The sequence below is a fragment of the Pseudodesulfovibrio senegalensis genome (genome assembly GCF_008830225.1).
GTDB lineage: Bacteria > Desulfobacterota > Desulfovibrionia > Desulfovibrionales > Desulfovibrionaceae > Pseudodesulfovibrio > Pseudodesulfovibrio senegalensis.
The window spans coordinates 104,861-120,327 of the sequence record NZ_WAIE01000003.1 but is presented as its reverse complement, the minus strand read 5'-3'; the positions used below and the strand labels follow the sequence as shown (position 1 = coordinate 120,327).

Genomic DNA, 15,467 nt, shown 5'->3' with positions numbered 1-15,467 from the left:
ATGGACGCGCTCCCGGTCCGGGAGCTTGCAATGGTTCTGTTCTGGCCCCTGCTGGCCGCCGGTGCCGTGCGCGTATTGATCCGCAAGCGCATGGTGGACCGCGCCCCGCTGCTCGTGCAGCCAGGGCGGCAGTTCCGCATGGATTTCAGTCTGTTTGCGCTGGCAGGCCTGCTCATGGCCGGGATTCTCCATGTGGTCCACGGCTTTCCCCTGCTGCACAGCGGCATGAAGCTGGCCCTCGGCCTGGTCACCGTGGGCCTGTTCGCCGGGCTGGACATGGCCCTTGCCCGCGAACGTTCGGTCATTGCGCAGGCCATGCAGCGAAACGGCGCGACCCGGCCGCCGCGCGAGCTTTCGCCCATGACCCGCAGGTTTGCGGTCATCGCCACCATGGCGCTGCTGCTCATGACCGCACTGCTGCTTCTGCTGCTCGCGCGCGACATGCACTGGCTGCGAACGCAGATTCCCGACCCCGAAGCCGTGGGCACCGTCACCCGAAGCATCCTGACGGAGATCGCCTTTGTCATGGCCGCACTCATGGGGCTGATCATCAACCTGATCATTTCATGGGCGCGCAACCTGAAAATCCTTTTCCGCAACGAAACCGAAGTGCTGGAAAGAGTCAGCCGCGGCGAACTGGACAAACTCGTGCCCGTGGCCACCAATGACGAATTCGGCTACATCGCTGGGCACACCAATGAAATGATCAAGGGCCTGCGCCACGGCATGCACATGCGCCAGGGACTGCAGATCGCCCGGGAAATCCAGCGCAACTTCCTGCCCGCAAACCCGCCGCACATACCGAAACTGGACTGTGCGGCCGCCAGCCGCTCCAGCGACGAGACCGGAGGCGATTTCTACGACTGGATCGAATGCGAAGACGGGTGCGGACGTACTGTCTTCATGGTGGGCGATGTTGTGGGCCACGGCATTGGCGCGGCCCTGCTCATGGCCTCGGTGCGGGCCATGCTGCGCCAGAGCGGCGCCACCCTGCACGGACCGGCCGAAACGGTTCATGCCGTGAACCGCAGCCTGTGCCGCGACACCGACAAATCCGGACGCTTCGTGACCCTGTTCCTGCTGGAGGCGGATCAGGCGTCCCGGACCGTGCGCTGGGTCAACGCAGGACATCCTCCGGCCATAATCTATGACAGCGGCACGGACACGTTCACCCCCCTGCAGGGACAGGGAATTCCGCTGGGGGTTGATAATGCGTGGGAATACACGGAAAATGAAACCGAATGGCTGAAACCCGGACAAACGCTGCTGGCCGGAACCGACGGCATATGGGAAACGCCCGGGCCCAACGGAACGCGCTTCGGCCAGAAACGCTTTTTACGCGTGGTACGGCAAAACGCCCGCAGGGATGCCCAGGGCCTGTTGCAGGCCGTCATGGACGAACTGGACCGTTTCCGCGAGGGCACGCCGCAGGACGACGACGTCACCCTGCTGATCCTCCGGGCGGAACCGTGACGATTACAGTCCGCCCAAGGCCTCGTTGCGCGAGGGGAACATGGAAAAGATCTTGTCGTACCCCGAAACCTCGAACACTTCCTGAATGTAATCCTTGACCCCGCAGATGGCCACCTTGCCCGAGGACTTCTTGAGCCGCTGGTAAGCCAGCACCAAGACGCGAAGCCCGGAGCTGTTGATGTAGTCCAAATCCGAAAAATCAAACAGCAGGCAGGACGTGTCACCGTCCAGCAGGGAGAGAACCTTCTCCTCCAACACCTGCGTGCCGTCGCCATCCAGACTGCCGTCGACCTGCAGAATGGTCACCCCGCCTTCATTCACCTGTTCTATGCCCACATTCTCCTCCCTTTCTAACACGTACAGTCTTCGTTCAATGTCTTTTCAAGAACGATGACATTCTTGCCCTGTTCACGCGTGTAACTCAAGCAATTGGCCATTTTTTTCACCAAATGAATACCCATGCCCCCGATGGGCCGTTCGCGTTCATCCAGCGGCGTGTCCAATTCCGGCTCCGGCGCCTCCAGGATGTTGAACGGCTCGGCATCGTCCTCAATGCGCAACACCACCCGCTCCCCGTCCGTGGACAGGAACACGTCGATGGGATGCTCGTCCATGTCCGAATATCCATAGGAAATGATGTTGGTGATGAGTTCGTCGATGACCAGAGTCAGCCTGAACACGACCCTGGGTTCCAGCCCGTTGGCGCGGCAGAATTCCTCCACCTTGGGCCTGAAGATCTCAAAACACCGCTGTTTGTTGGTCATCCGGAAAGACATGTCTTGCATTCCGCGTTCTCCGCCTTGAATCGCCCGTTTTCCGGTCCGCTTCGCCACCACCACGGTAATGTCGTCCTTCTGCTCGGCGCTCCCCATGAACTCCTGCACGGCATGGAGCACGGCATGGGCGACATCCTCAGACCTCTTATGGGCATTTTGGCGCACAATGGCAAGGAACCTCTGCCTGCCGAACATCGTTCTGTCCGTGTCCATGGCTTCCCAGACCCCGTCCGTGGCCATGACCACCATTGCGCCGGGCGGCACGCACCCGCTGCACTCCTCGAACATAACGTCCGGCACAACGCCCAGCGGCAGGCCGTCCCCGGACAATTCCTGCATGCTGTCCGTAGCAGGATCATACAGGATCGCGGGGTCATGCCCGGCGCGTACCCAGCGGACATCGCAACTCTCGGGCTGCAACTGCAAATAAAACATGGTCAGGAACCGGCCGGTTCCTTCAAGATCGGCATTCAGATGACTGTTGATCATCCCCATGCGCCGGCCCAACCCGACGCGCGCGCCGGAAAGCCCGTGCACCAGGGCACGGGCCGAGGACATGAGCAGAGCCGAAGGCAGGCCGTGGCCACTCACATCGCCCACAACCACGGCATGGGCATGGCCGTCCTTGCCGTTCACGCCCAGAAAATCGTAATAATCGCCGCCGGTCTGGTCGCAATAGCGGATGCACCCGGCAATATCCCACCCCTCGATATCCGGATCGCTCGCTGGCAGCAAATGTTCCTGCACACTGCGGGCAAGCTCCATGTCGCGGCTGATCTGCATGTGCTCCTTGAGCCTTGGCCCCATCTCGTTGACAATGCCGATCAGGTAATCCCGCTCATCTCCGGTATGCAGATCCACGTGCACGTCGAAATCCCCGTCCGAAAGACGCCGCGCCGCGTTGGCGATGATCATAAGCGGCCGGGTGCTGGAGCGGCTCATGATCCAGCTGCCCAGACCGGAAAGCAGAACCACGGCCAGTATGCCCGCCCCGGTGTACCAGCGCCAGTGCCGGAAAAGGACGGTCACCCCCTCCAGTATGCTGTCCGGTATGCGGGTCACCGCCTTTTCCGGAACGATGATGGTATAGGTATATTCCGGATGGGAGGCAAAGGACCACACGGAATCACGCCCCTTGTAGGGCATGTACATGACCCCGGACTGCTCCTTGTGCACCCGCTGCAAAAAGGCATCGAACTGCGTGGCATTGTCCGAGGCAAGCCATTCGTGCTCGAACGGGGTCAGCCAATGGCGCTGTCCCTGTTCGTAGTCCGCCTGACCGAGAATGAGCAGGCCGGGATTCCCGGTTTCCGGATTATCCTGGCGCAGCAGGAGAAACGGCTGCTGATCCTGCCCCCATTCGGACTCCACCGTGGTGGACTGGAGAATGTCGGAAATCAGTATGCTGACCACGGCAAGGCCCTGCACGCGCCCGTCCGCGCTGCGGATCAGGCAACCGACGCCGCCCATGTTCCGGCGTGTGGCCGGGTCCACGATGGGCATGGCCCACGTAGGTCCCATGCGCTGAATCATGCGTTGGTACCATGCGGTGATGCGCGGATCGTAATGCTTGGGCAGGCCGTGGGCCGGATAGGACACGCTGACCCCGGACACAAGATGCACGTCGAGCCACATGACCTTTCCCAAATCTTCGTACACGGATCGCATGGACGGCAACAGCGAGGAAACCCAGCGGATGTCCTGCTCCACGTCCTCGCGTTTTACGCCCGGCGCCAGGTTCAGGGACAGATGTCCCTCATCCACGGGTATGGGACGTATGTTGCCGGACCGCGTCCGGCGCAGGTGGCGACGGCTTGATTCCGTGCCGGATGCATCCGCACCGGACTCAAACGAATCCGCAGGCACGAGAGCTTCGGGGTTTCCCATGCCGGCAACAGGCCTGAGCCGCTGGGCCTCCATGGACAATATGCGGGAGGATTGGGCATAGGCCATGCTCTGGCTGCGGATGACCTCGGCCGCGCCGCGAGCGCTTTCCTCCAGCCCGTAGCCCATGAGGTCAACCATGTCCTGCCGGGCCGAAAGCGTGGCCTCGCTCAGCAATCTCTGGCTATAGGTCCCCATGAAGATGCGCACGGCCAGCAAGGGCACCAGGCTGAAAGCCAGCAGCACCAGAAAAAACTTGAAACGGAAATCGAGCCTCATGCGGACACTCCCCGGGCCGCCACCGTCCCGAATTTCACCATCTTATACTTGGAAATAGCCATGACTTTGTCTATAACCCGAAACATCCTGAAAAAACAGACTAGGATTACACATGCCCAAACCCAAAGCCTCCGTCCCGGTTACCAAAGCGTCGTTGTACTCGTGGGTTTTCTATCGGAACACCAATCTTCAGGTCATCGTCATCGGAGTGATTCTGGTCACCGTGGCCCTGCGTCTGGTGCCGTTGGAAATGTCCAAGCGGATCATCAACGAGGCCGTGGGCATGAAGGACCTGCACAAGCTGTACCTGTACTGCGGCATCTATCTGGTCAGCGTGGTTCTTGCGGGCATATGCAAATACATCATCAACCTGATGCAGAACTTCATCGGGGAGCGCACGCTCAAGACCCTGCGCGAAAAGCTCTATGCCCACGCCCTTTCCCTGCCGCTGAATTTCTACCGCAAGACCTCGCCCGGGCAGGTCATATCCTACATGATCACCGAGCTGATCCCGGTGGCCAACTTCATCGGCTCGGCCGTGGCCGTTCCCGTGGTCAACCTGCTCACCTTTCTGGCCTACTTCATCTACCTCTTCTACCTCAACCCGTACCTGAGCGTTATCGCGGTGGCCATCTACACGGTGGAGGTGCTGGTCATACCGCCGATCCAGAAACGGTTCAACAAGGCCAACCGAGAACGCATCGACAACACCCAGAGAGTTTCCGGGCTCATCGGCGAATCCATTTCCGGGGTGCACGAAGTCCACTCCAACGCATCCATTCCACTTGAACGGAACCGCTTTCAAAAGGCGCTGCAAAGCCTGTACGGCTCAACGCTGGTCATGAACGCCTACAAGTACGGCATCAAATTCTCCAACAACTTCTTCCAGAGCCTCGGGCCGTTCTCCCTGCTGCTCATCGGCGGCTACCTGACCATCAAGGGCCGCTTCGACCTCGGAGCGCTGTTCGCGTTTCAGGCCGCATACGACAAGCTCTACCAGCCGTGGAAAGACCTCATGGAGTTCTGGCAGATATACATCGACAGCGCGGTCCGCTACCAGCAGGTCATGGACGCCTTCGACCTCGAGCCCGAACACGAACTCGAAGCCCGCGGCCGCGACCCCTATATTCTGGATGGCTCCATCGACGTACGCAACGTTTCCTACGTGGTGGGCAACAACATCAAGCTGCTGGACAACGTTTCACTGAGAGTGAAGGACGGCGAACACGTGGCCCTGGTGGGTTTTTCCGGCAGCGGCAAATCCACGCTGGCCCTGTGCATCGCCCAGCTCTACAAGCACACCTCGGGCAACGTGCTGCTGGGTGACCGCGACGTGAACATCCTGAGCAAGCAGGACATGGCCTACAACGTGGGCATGGTGGCCCAGCACCCGTTCATCTTCAACGGAACCGTGCGCGAAAACCTGCTCTATTCCTGCGATGCCCTGACACTCCAGGGCGGCGCATGCGCTGCCGGGGAAAGCCCGTCGCTGGACAAGATCATCGAGCACATCCAGCAGGTGGGCCTGTTCCTCGACGTGCTCAGCTTCGGGTTGCGCTTCACCGTCGACCCGGAGGAATACCCGGAACTGGCCGAAGCCGTCATACACGCACGCCACGAACTGCGCGAGCAATACGGCGAAGACCTCGCCGCAGACATCGAGCCCTTCGACAAGAACGAATACTCCCGCTACAGCAGCGTGGTGGCCAACATCACGGCAGGGGCGTCCTCCAACCCGGAATACGCACTGGAAACGCTGCACGGGAAAGAATTCTTCCGCACGTTCCTTGACGAACAGGAACTGACCGAACCGCTGATCACCCTGGGAGCGGACCTGACCGCACGCACTGTGGACATCTTCAACAGCATGCCGGACAAGAATTCGGGCGAAATGCTTGAAGACGTGCTCAAGAACAGCCCCATCACGCCCGAAAACTTCGACGACTGCAAAACCGTGGCCGAGCACCTGGAACGCGGCCAGGACCTGCACGAGGGCGAACGTGCGCTCATGCTGGAACTGGCCCTTGCCGCATCTCCGGGCAAACACAAGCTGGTACACCTGACCGACGAACTGGCCGAACGCCTCAAGGCCGCGCGCCTGCCGTTCCGCAAACTCATGGACACCCGCGCCCCCGGCGAATTCGACTTCATGCGCTGGAAATCCTACATGCGCCAACGCAGCATTCAGGACAACATCGTTTTCGGACATGTGAAGCATGACAGCGCAGGTGCGGAAGAACGCATCAACCAGCGCATCATGCAGTTGCTGATCATGGAAGGCGTTCTGGAACAGGTGGTGGAAATGGGGCTGGAATTCGAAGTGGGCAGCATGGGCGACCGCCTTTCCGGCGGCCAGCGACAAAAAATCGCCCTGGCCCGCGTGTTCCTCAAGTCGCCCCGCATCGTCATCCTGGACGAGGCCACGGCAGCACTGGACAACGCCTCCCAGAAACGGGTGCAGAGCGTCATCACCAACAAATGGCACGGCACCAACACGGTCATTGCCGTTATCCACCGGCTGGACATGCTCGTGCATTACGACAAGGTGGCCGTGCTCAAGGCGGGCAAGATCATCGAACAAGGCACATACGAAGAACTGCTCGAACGCAAAGGAGCGCTCCATGAACTCGTCTACGGAAAATAGCGGCACGGACTGCTGTCAACACGATGCGATCATGGCCCAACTGCGGTCCATTCCCCATTTCAGCGAGGTTGCGCTGGACACCCTCAAGGTACTGGCGATCCTGTGCACGCCCATGAACTATCATCCCGGAACCGTCATCTTCAACCAGGGCGACAGCGACGACAAGGCCTACCTGATCATGAACGGCGAAGCCGAGGTCTCCCGGGCCAACGACAACGGAACCATCCGGGTGGGCCGGTTCGGTCCGGGCTCCTTTGTGGGCGCACTGGCCCTTACCGCAGACGTGAAACGACTTTTCACCCTCTCAGCCGCGGGACCGCTGGTCTGCCTGAACATCCGGCGCAAACATTTTCTGCAGGCGCTGGAAAACCAGCCCAGCGCACAGAACTCGTTCAACAAGATTCTGGCGCACAGCATTGTGGACTGGGAAGAAGCCCTGCTCCGGGCCGGAAAATGCCCGGCGGACAGTCTCGGATCCACCGGGGTCAGCCTGCTGTAAACCCACCGGGTTGACACCCCGCCCTGCCGCGCGTAGCTCCTGAACAGTGGGCCCTTGTCCACCGTGCAACACCAACATCAGGAGGCAGCCATGCCCGAACCCGCAGAAAAGGCCGTGGAACTGTTCCGCCAGATGAACAAGAACCGGCGCGACATCTTCAAGGCATACCAAGGCTTCACCGAAAGCATCAAAAAAGGCAGCTCCATCGAGGGCAAATACCAGAGCCTGATCCTCATCGCCTGCTCCATCCTGACCCAGTGCGACATGTGCATTTCCCTGCATGTGCAGAACGCGGCCACGCAGGGCGCCACCCGCGACGAAATCATCGACGCCGGGCTGCTGGCCGTGGCCATGGGCGGCTCGCCCAAGATGATGTACATGCGCTATGTGTACGAGGAAGTGGACAAACTTTTTGATTGACCGAACCCTGCCGCGCGGCCGGGCGCACCCCGGCATGCGCGGTGGCCTTTTGGCCGCGAACAGTATACAACCCGGCCATGAACCGAACCGCAACCCAAGAGATTTTTGAATGACCGACCATAAATTCGGCATGGTGGCGCTGCTCGGCCCGCCCAACGCAGGCAAGAGCACGCTCATGAACCGATTCCTGGGCCAGAAAGTGGCCATTGTTTCCCCCCGGCCCCAGACCACCCGCAACCGCATCAGCGGCATTCTTTCCACGGACACCGAACAGATCGTCTTTCTGGACACGCCCGGCATCCACCGCCTGCGCGGCAGGATGAACCGTTTTCTGCTGGATTCCGCATGGAACGCCCTTGCCGGGTGCGATGTGGTCATCATCATGCTCGACGCAGCCCTGTACGCGTCCAAGCCGCACCTGTTCGAAAAGGAACTCTCCCCGCTGATCAAGCCCGTGGCCGACACGGGCCGCCCGGTGCTGGTGGTGCTGAACAAGGCGGACCGCATCAAGGACAAGCCCACACTGCTGCCCGTGCTGCAAAAAGCGTCGGAAACATGGCCCGAAGCCGAGATTTTCCCGGTGTCCGCGCTCAAGGGGCAGGGAACCGACGCGCTGCTGCAGGCCATTGTGGACCGCATCCCCCAGGGGCCGCCCATGTACCCGGACGATCAGGTTTCCACGGTGCCCCTGCGCTTCATGGCAGCAGAGACCATTCGCGAAAAACTGTTCTATTCGCTCCAGCAGGAACTGCCCTACGGCACGGCCGTGGAGATCGAACTCTGGGAAGAGGATGAAAAGGCCGGGCGCGTGAACATCGGCGCGGTCATCTATACATCCAAGAAAAACCACAAGGGCATGATCATCGGCAAGCAGGGCGCGAACCTCAAGGAGGTCGGCACCCGCGCGCGCAAGGAGCTCAACGAGATGCTGGGCATGAAGGTCCACCTGGAACTGTGGGTCAAGGTCCGCTCCGGCTGGACCGAGGACCCGGGATTCCTCCGGGCCATGGGGCTTGGAGAATAACCGAGGTTTGACAACGAAAAAAACGCTCCGGCACCATGCGGTGCCGGGGCTTTTTTTGCAGAATGCGGCAAAAGCTGTGGGCCGCCGGGCTACCGCGCCTCCCGCGCCAGATGCAGGATGGTCCTTTGCCCCACAACGTCGGAACACCTGTGCGACTTGGATGACTGGCAGACCCTGAAGCCGTGTTCCCGGCCAAGGGAAATAAATTCCTTGAGCTGCGTCTCACCGATTTCAACCACAAGTTCCCGTGCGGCCGAGAACAGGTTGCGGCAAACAGCCGGGAAATCCGCGACCCTGTGCAGAACATTCAGGGCCAATATAACATCGAATTCTTCGCCGAAGCCCTCCGCGGAATCAAGCACCGCAAAACGCGCATGGGAACCCCGCGCCTCGGCGATCAGCCGGGCGCACCGTATGGCCCCTTCGGCAATGTCGATACCCAGAGGTTCTGCACCGGCCTCCTCCATCTTGAAGGTGAAATAACCGTGCATACATCCGATGTCGCAGGTTTTCTTCGAATCAAAATCAATGCCCAGCCTGAGAAGGTTGTTCCATGTCTTCACGGAATCGGTAAACCCGGTGACAAGAAGCTCGCCCCCCACTTCCACCCGCTGGTAAAAGGGATTGAACGTGCCGGACTCGGCAATGTCCTGCAGCAGTGTTTCATGACCGGACGGAAGGTTCGGGTGCTTTGCCCCCACTGTTGCGGCCACGTAGGCGATGATGCTGTCCTGTTCTTCCACGACCTCGAAACCGCGCAAAGGCGGTTCCAGAAAATCGCAAAAGCCTTTTTTCTGCTCCCCGGCGAGAAGATTCAAGGCGTTCTTGTTCTTATCCTTGACCGCTTTCTTTGCCAGCTGTGCCTGCCGCAGCAGATACAGCTTCTTGCGCGTTTCCAGATCGGGATTGAGATAAAAACACTTGAGCATGACATATTCGCCGTAAGAATCCAGCAGGGCCGAATGAAAGGCTTGAAAAATATGCGGATGACTGATCCTGCACCCTTCAAGGACTATGTTCCGATACCGCAGCCGACGCAGTTCGGCCAGGAACAGGGCCTTGTATTCCCTGCAGACGGCCGGAAGCGGCTGGCGCAGTTCTTCCACATCAATGCCAAGGGTCGCGACGACCTGCGCATTGATGCTGTCCAGACGCAGGAACGCATAGTCGAATTGGTCACAGACTGTTCGTGCCACCGTGGATTTTCCGGATGCGGGAGCACCGGCTATGACGACCGCCTTGGGGGAGTGGATATACTGCATGTCGATTCCTCGTTTCCCGGGCCGGGAAACGGTTCCGGTTCAAAGCTGCAGGCCCTTGCGGAGAAAAGACCCGCTTCAACGGGAGGCGTGAATGTCGCGCCCGGCAAATACGGTGTTGTCAAAAGGACTTACCACAGCACGACAAGACCTAGCAACACACGTCGACGCTCCATGAAACGAAGGGGCGGCCATAACCACGATACGGTTCGGGAATCAATGCGGACAGGACGTCCGCCGTGCTAGCGGGTCACGGCCCCGGTCAGCAGCCGGGCCACATCCTTGATGTCCGGCCGATACACCCCCTCGCGAATCTGGCGCTTGAGGGCCGCGAGCTTTTCCGCGCGCTCGCGGGAATCGGCCAGACGGCCTTCCTCCTTGTGCTGGCGGAGCAATGAACGTTCCGAACAGATGCCGTCCATGGCCTTGTCCAATTCATCAAATATGCGGCTCACGATCAGATCTCCCATGCTCCCCGGTACGGGGACGGGCCTCCGGCCCGTCCCCCAAGTCTCCCATATCCCCGTTCAACGCCTTTGTGCGCCGTGCGCATCATGCCGGACAGAACCGGCGGCGCGGTGTCTCCCCGATAATTTTCGGCCGCGCTTGATGGTCTTATCGGAAGCCTGCGTGGAATCATTAGACCGCAAACGCCCCGGAATCATCCTGTTCCCGCACTCGGCTGATATTGCGGAGGATACGAAACAAACAAATACGCAAGGCCTGCCGCGGCCCTTTCCCTTTGGGCTGTTTCCGTAGTATCGTCGCCATCGGCGACAATCCAACACACCGGGAAACGAATGTACGCACCGTCGACACTGCTCATACACACCACTCCGGATCTGGACAGGGCTTTTCAGGCACTGGGGTGCACAACCCTGACACTGCAGCCGGATTCCGGCCAGCAGGTGCTGGACCTTGAAAAACGCCTGCACGGCATGGATTTCACGCCCGAACTGATCGTTCAGCGGGAAAACCTCAGTTGCCGGTTGCTGGTGTCCGGCCTGGACCGTTTCGATTGTCCGAAAATCTTCTGGGGGCTGGATTCGCACCTCAACGCGCACTGGCACGCAGCCTATGCCCGGCTTTTCGACATCAGCTGCGCCACCCAGAAAAAATGGATCCCCGCCTACCGGCAACTGGGCGCGCAGGACGTGCGCTGGCTGCCATGGTACGCACCGGCCGGAACCTGGCAACCATGGAGCGCGCGCGAACACGGTTTTTCCTTTGTGGGCCGTTTTTCCTCCCAGCGCCCGGCCCGGCGCTGGATGTGCGAGCATCTCCAGCAACGCTTTGCCCACGCCAACCCGTCCGTTCGCGACGACATCAGCTACGCCCAGATGCTCGAACTCTACGGCAGGACGAAAATCGTGCCCAACGAAAGCATTTTCAACGAAAGCAACCTGCGTCTGTTCGAGGCCGCAACACGCGGTTGCGTGGTGCTGAACCCGGACATCGGCCCGGAACTGGAAGAGCTGTTCGAACCGGGCAGGGAAATCGATATCTACGACTCGGTGGTTGATCTGGAAGATCTGCTGGCCCGGCATCTTGCGGACGAACGCAGGGCACAGGCCATGGGGCGCGCCGCATTTGAACGCGTGCAGGCCGAGCATCTTGTACTGCACCGGGCGCAGACGCTGCTGGACTATGCTGCGGACGCCACGGCCAACGCGGCCACCGGGCAGGACGCACAGGCATGGTTCACGGTCACGCTGGCCCGGCTCATGGAGTCCGGACACATCTTTGCACAGCCGGCCACGGTCGAAAAGCAGGCAGCACACCTGCCGCAGACCGGCACGACCATGGCGTCCAGACTCAGGTTGCTGGCAACAGACAACAGCCCGGAATGCGCACAACGAATCATGCATATCCTGCACACCGTGCTCACGGACCACCTGTTCCGCAATGACATGGAACTTAATCTGACCGCGAGCATGGCAGCGCTGCGATCGGCCCTTGAGGCCAAAAATGCGGCCGCGAACACGGACGCTGACACGAACATGGACGCCATGGCCCGCACATTCCTGCTGCGCCAGCTGCAGGCAGGCGGCAGGACCTCGGCTCCCCCGGCCCCCGGCCGCGAGAACCTGCTGCTGGCATGGGCCAGACTGCTGCACCGTGCCGGAAAAACAATCCGCGCGGGCCTGCCTTTTTCCGTGAAAAACCATTTGCCCGGCTCTGCCGTGGAATGCCTGATCCTGCTGCTGTCTCTGCATCCGGAACACATGGAGGCCCTGCGGCTCATGGAGAGCCTGACCCACTCCATCCGGGGCACGGAACAGGCGCGCGTCGGTTACCTCTCACTGCTCACCCTGCATGAACCGGACGACTGGCGCATGGGGCTGGAACTGGCCATAGCCGACCTGCGTTCATACCGACGCACGGCCGGAGAGGAAGAACTGCGCAACGCCCTGAAGGCGGCACGCCAACAGGAACAGGAAAAACACTTCATACGGGCGCTGACCGCACGCGACCCTTCCGGCCTGTTGCGTCGTCTGGCGAAAATCGAAACCGAAAATCAGCGGTAGCGGTCCGCGTTTTCCCGACATTGGACCACAAAGGGGTGCTCACCTCCGGCGGCCCTGGCCATGATGCGCGCGGCCTCATCCCACTGTTGCACGGCGCCGGCTGAATCGCCCGCTGCCAGCAACGCATGGGCCAGCCCGTCATGGGCCGGGGCCAGCATGGGATTGTCCTGTGTGAAAATTTCGCCGCGCAGGTCGATGCAGCGCCGGTAATGGCCCTCGGCCTCCGCCACCCGGCCGCCCGCAAGGTTGACCATGCCCAGCCCCTCATGATCCGAGGCAATGTCCGGATGCGCCTCTCCCTTGAGGGCCACGTCCACGGCAAGAGCCGCTTCCAGCATTTCCACGGCCAGTTCGCAACGCTCCTGCTGAAACAGAAAAAACCCGGTCTGGTGCAACAGGCGGTTGGCGGACGCGGAACACAGGCCGTTGCGCACATGATCGAGACAGGCCGTCACATGGGGCATGAGCGGTTCGGCAGCCGGCCAGTTACCGGTTTCCGCATCGGGCAGGCACAGGTTGAGCACATAGCAGGCCCGCTCCTTCCACTGGGCGTGCGCAGCCTCGGGCACAGCCTTTTTCACGGCCTCGCGGACCTCCTGCCCAACGAAAAACGACAGGGTTTCCGGATCCTGCTCGGCCAGCCCGGCATTGAACAGCGGGTCCAGCGTGGCGGCCACGGCAAACATGGCTGCGGCCGGATTGAGCAGGGCCGGACTGTGCATGCCGCCCTCAACGTTCAGGCCGAACTCGGCCGGAAGGGGCGCATCGCCCAGAAACGCGGCCATGCACAGCACCTCCATGGCCATGGGTGCTTCCCGCTCCAACCCCGCCAACGCCTTTTCCATTTCCTGCATATCGCTGCCATCCTCTTTTTTTCTGCCTTGTTACGCGCAAACCCGTGCGGCTTCAAGAAGGGGAAGCAAGGAAAACCCTACATCCAGAAAAAAGAAATACCCGCTCAATTTCAGGCTGCTCGGCTGCCCCTCCCAGAACAACAAAAGACCAGCCCCCCGCACACGTTCCGTACGCGGGGGGCTGGTCTTTTTACGACAAAAACCGTTGTCAGGCCGTTAGCGAACGTTGCTATCGCTTGGTCTGCAAGGCCACGTTCATGAGGTGGTCCGAGGTGGTCACCACCTTGGTGTTGGCCTGGAACGCCCGCTGGGTCAGAATCATGTGGGCGAATTCGTCGGCCATGTCCACGTTGGAGACCTCAAGGGAATTCTGGCTGATGGTTCCCCGGCCTCCCTGCCCGGCGGTCCCTTCAAGGGCCACACCGGACTCGTCATTGGCACCGAAGAGATTGCTGCCCTCGCGGCGCAATCCGAAATCGTTGGTGAACATATACATGCTGACCTGATAAAGCCGCTCGCTCTCCCCATTGGAAAACTGGCCCACCAGAAAACCTTCGCTGTCCACGCTCATGCCCTGCAGATACCCGGTGGAGTAGCCGTCCTGCGTACTGAACATGGTGGCGTTGCCGTGGCCCGGATAGGCGGTGGTCACGCTCGTGCCCCGCTGGCCGTCGGCCAGAGTGGTCATGCCGTACACATTGGTGCCGAGATCCGCGGCCGAAGCGTTGGAGCCCACGTTTTCCCACGAAGCCGTTTCCGAGGTCAGCCCGAAATCGAGATCGATGGTCTGGGCCGTGCCCGCGCCCGAGCCGGCGAACGTCACCGAGAGTTGCGGAGCGCCGTCCTCGGAGAGCGTGGCCAGCCCCCAGTTGCTGAGCACCTTGTCCGCGGCTCCGCCTTCCATGGTATACATACTCTGCCCGTCCAGCTTGCCGCTGGTGTCGAAATGCAGCACCCCCATGGCCAGCAGTCCGGCCGTGGACGTGCCCTGCACGCTGGCGCGGCCGTCCTCGTCCGGGTCGATGGTCACGATGTATTCCCAATACGCGCCCCCGTCCGCGCCCGAAAGCGAGGATTTGTTCACCGGGTCGTAATGAATGGTGACCACATGCTTGTTGCCCTCTGAATCGTACACGTTCATGGACGCGGAATTTCCGGAACCGAACGCGGCCCCGGACGTGGTGTTCCATGCGTTGAACATGGCCGTGAGCGGACTGTTGGAACTGACGAACTTGTCGCCGTTCTGCTCGTCGAGATTGGCCACGATGGTGGCGTTCTCCGTGGCTCTGGGCGGCGACTGGATCACGCGCACGGTTTCCCCGGCAGCGTTCTCCACTTCTTCGTAGGGCAGCAGGATGTCGGAAACCGCAGCCTGCACCTCCCCGGTTTCCCGGTCCACGGCGTGCCCCTGCAGGCGCAGGCCGTGCGGGTCCACCAGATACGCGTCCCGGTTGAAACGGAACTCGCCCGCCCGGGTGTAGTGGCTGGAATCATCCAGAGCATTGCGCACGCCGAAAAACCCGCGCCCCTCGATGGCGAGGTCCGTGGTCGTGGTGGTGGTTTGCAGGCTCCCCTGCTCGAAATTCGCAAGAACCGCGGCAATGCGGACCCCCTTGCCCACCTGCGGGGAATAAACGTCGCCGCTCTCGTAGCCGATGCCCGAGCAACCTGCATTGACGCTCATGAGGTCCGAAAACTGCGCAACGCTGCGCTTGTATCCCACGGTGTTGACGTTGGCCAGGTTGTTGCCGATGACCTGCATGTTGTCACCATAGGCCTTGAGCCCGGTCACGCCCGTATACAGTGAACTGTAACCCATAACGTAAT

12 protein-coding genes are annotated in these 15,467 nt (G+C 60.8%); 6 read left to right on the top strand and 6 right to left on the bottom strand.

Annotated elements, in window-relative coordinates; all coding sequences use genetic code 11:
- Nucleotides 1-1,473 (top strand): PP2C family protein-serine/threonine phosphatase, encoded by a 1,473-nt coding sequence (locus F8A88_RS08845; protein ID WP_151150785.1) that lies wholly within the window; start codon nucleotides 1-3, stop codon nucleotides 1,471-1,473.
- 3 nt (nucleotides 1,474-1,476) lie between these two features.
- Here the strand turns inward: F8A88_RS08845 and F8A88_RS08840 are convergent, their stop codons facing one another.
- Nucleotides 1,477-1,809, bottom strand: coding sequence for an STAS domain-containing protein (locus tag F8A88_RS08840; protein WP_151150784.1), 333 nt, complete (start codon nucleotides 1,807-1,809; stop codon nucleotides 1,477-1,479).
- Between the two features lie 14 nt (nucleotides 1,810-1,823).
- Complete coding sequence (locus F8A88_RS08835; protein ID WP_151150783.1) at nucleotides 1,824-4,412, bottom strand: SpoIIE family protein phosphatase; 2,589 nt, start codon at nucleotides 4,410-4,412, stop codon at nucleotides 1,824-1,826.
- Between the two features lie 112 nt (nucleotides 4,413-4,524).
- Here F8A88_RS08835 and F8A88_RS08830 point away from each other — a divergent pair, with 112 nt between their 5' ends.
- The 4 genes from F8A88_RS08830 (at nucleotide 4,525) to era (ending at nucleotide 8,999) form a co-directional block, all read left to right on the top strand.
- Nucleotides 4,525-7,056 carry an ABC transporter ATP-binding protein gene (locus tag F8A88_RS08830; RefSeq protein WP_151150782.1) on the top strand — a complete coding sequence of 844 codons (2,532 nt, stop codon included), beginning with the start codon at nucleotides 4,525-4,527 and terminating at the stop codon, nucleotides 7,054-7,056.
- Entirely contained in the window at nucleotides 7,034-7,555 is a 522-nt protein-coding gene (locus F8A88_RS08825; RefSeq protein WP_151150781.1) for a cyclic nucleotide-binding domain-containing protein, read from the top strand. Before F8A88_RS08830 ends, F8A88_RS08825 begins: the two co-directional genes overlap by 23 nt.
- A 90-nt stretch (nucleotides 7,556-7,645) precedes the next feature.
- Nucleotides 7,646-7,975: a carboxymuconolactone decarboxylase family protein gene (locus F8A88_RS08820; protein ID WP_151150780.1), complete on the top strand. Its 330-nt coding sequence runs from the start codon at nucleotides 7,646-7,648 to the stop codon at nucleotides 7,973-7,975.
- A gap of 109 nt (nucleotides 7,976-8,084) precedes the next feature.
- Nucleotides 8,085-8,999: a GTPase Era gene (era, locus tag F8A88_RS08815; RefSeq protein WP_151150779.1), complete on the top strand. Its 915-nt coding sequence runs from the start codon at nucleotides 8,085-8,087 to the stop codon at nucleotides 8,997-8,999.
- An 89-nt stretch (nucleotides 9,000-9,088) separates the two neighbouring features.
- Here era and F8A88_RS08810 read toward each other — a convergent pair whose 3' ends face one another.
- Together F8A88_RS08810 and F8A88_RS08805 are read right to left on the bottom strand one after the other, a co-directional pair.
- On the bottom strand, nucleotides 9,089-10,261 hold the full coding sequence (locus F8A88_RS08810; protein WP_151150778.1) for a methyltransferase: 1,173 nt from the start codon (nucleotides 10,259-10,261) through the stop codon (nucleotides 9,089-9,091).
- A gap of 239 nt (nucleotides 10,262-10,500) precedes the next feature.
- Nucleotides 10,501-10,713 (bottom strand): flagellar biosynthesis anti-sigma factor FlgM, encoded by a 213-nt coding sequence (locus F8A88_RS08805; RefSeq protein WP_241667401.1) that lies wholly within the window; start codon nucleotides 10,711-10,713, stop codon nucleotides 10,501-10,503.
- Between the two features lie 345 nt (nucleotides 10,714-11,058).
- On the opposite strand from F8A88_RS08805, the gene F8A88_RS08800 reads away from it, so the two are divergent.
- Entirely contained in the window at nucleotides 11,059-12,786 is a 1,728-nt protein-coding gene (locus F8A88_RS08800) for a glycosyltransferase family protein (RefSeq protein WP_151150777.1), read from the top strand.
- Here F8A88_RS08800 and F8A88_RS08795 read toward each other — a convergent pair.
- Both F8A88_RS08795 and F8A88_RS08790 read right to left on the bottom strand, forming a co-directional pair.
- Nucleotides 12,777-13,640, bottom strand: a complete 864-nt coding sequence (locus tag F8A88_RS08795; protein WP_151150776.1) for a tetratricopeptide repeat protein — start codon at nucleotides 13,638-13,640, stop codon at nucleotides 12,777-12,779. The genes F8A88_RS08800 and F8A88_RS08795 overlap by 10 nt on opposite strands.
- Before the next feature lie 229 nt (nucleotides 13,641-13,869).
- On the bottom strand, nucleotides 13,870-15,459 hold the full coding sequence (locus tag F8A88_RS08790) for a flagellar hook protein FlgE (protein ID WP_151150775.1): 1,590 nt from the start codon (nucleotides 15,457-15,459) through the stop codon (nucleotides 13,870-13,872).
- Nucleotides 15,460-15,467 lie beyond the last annotated feature (8 nt).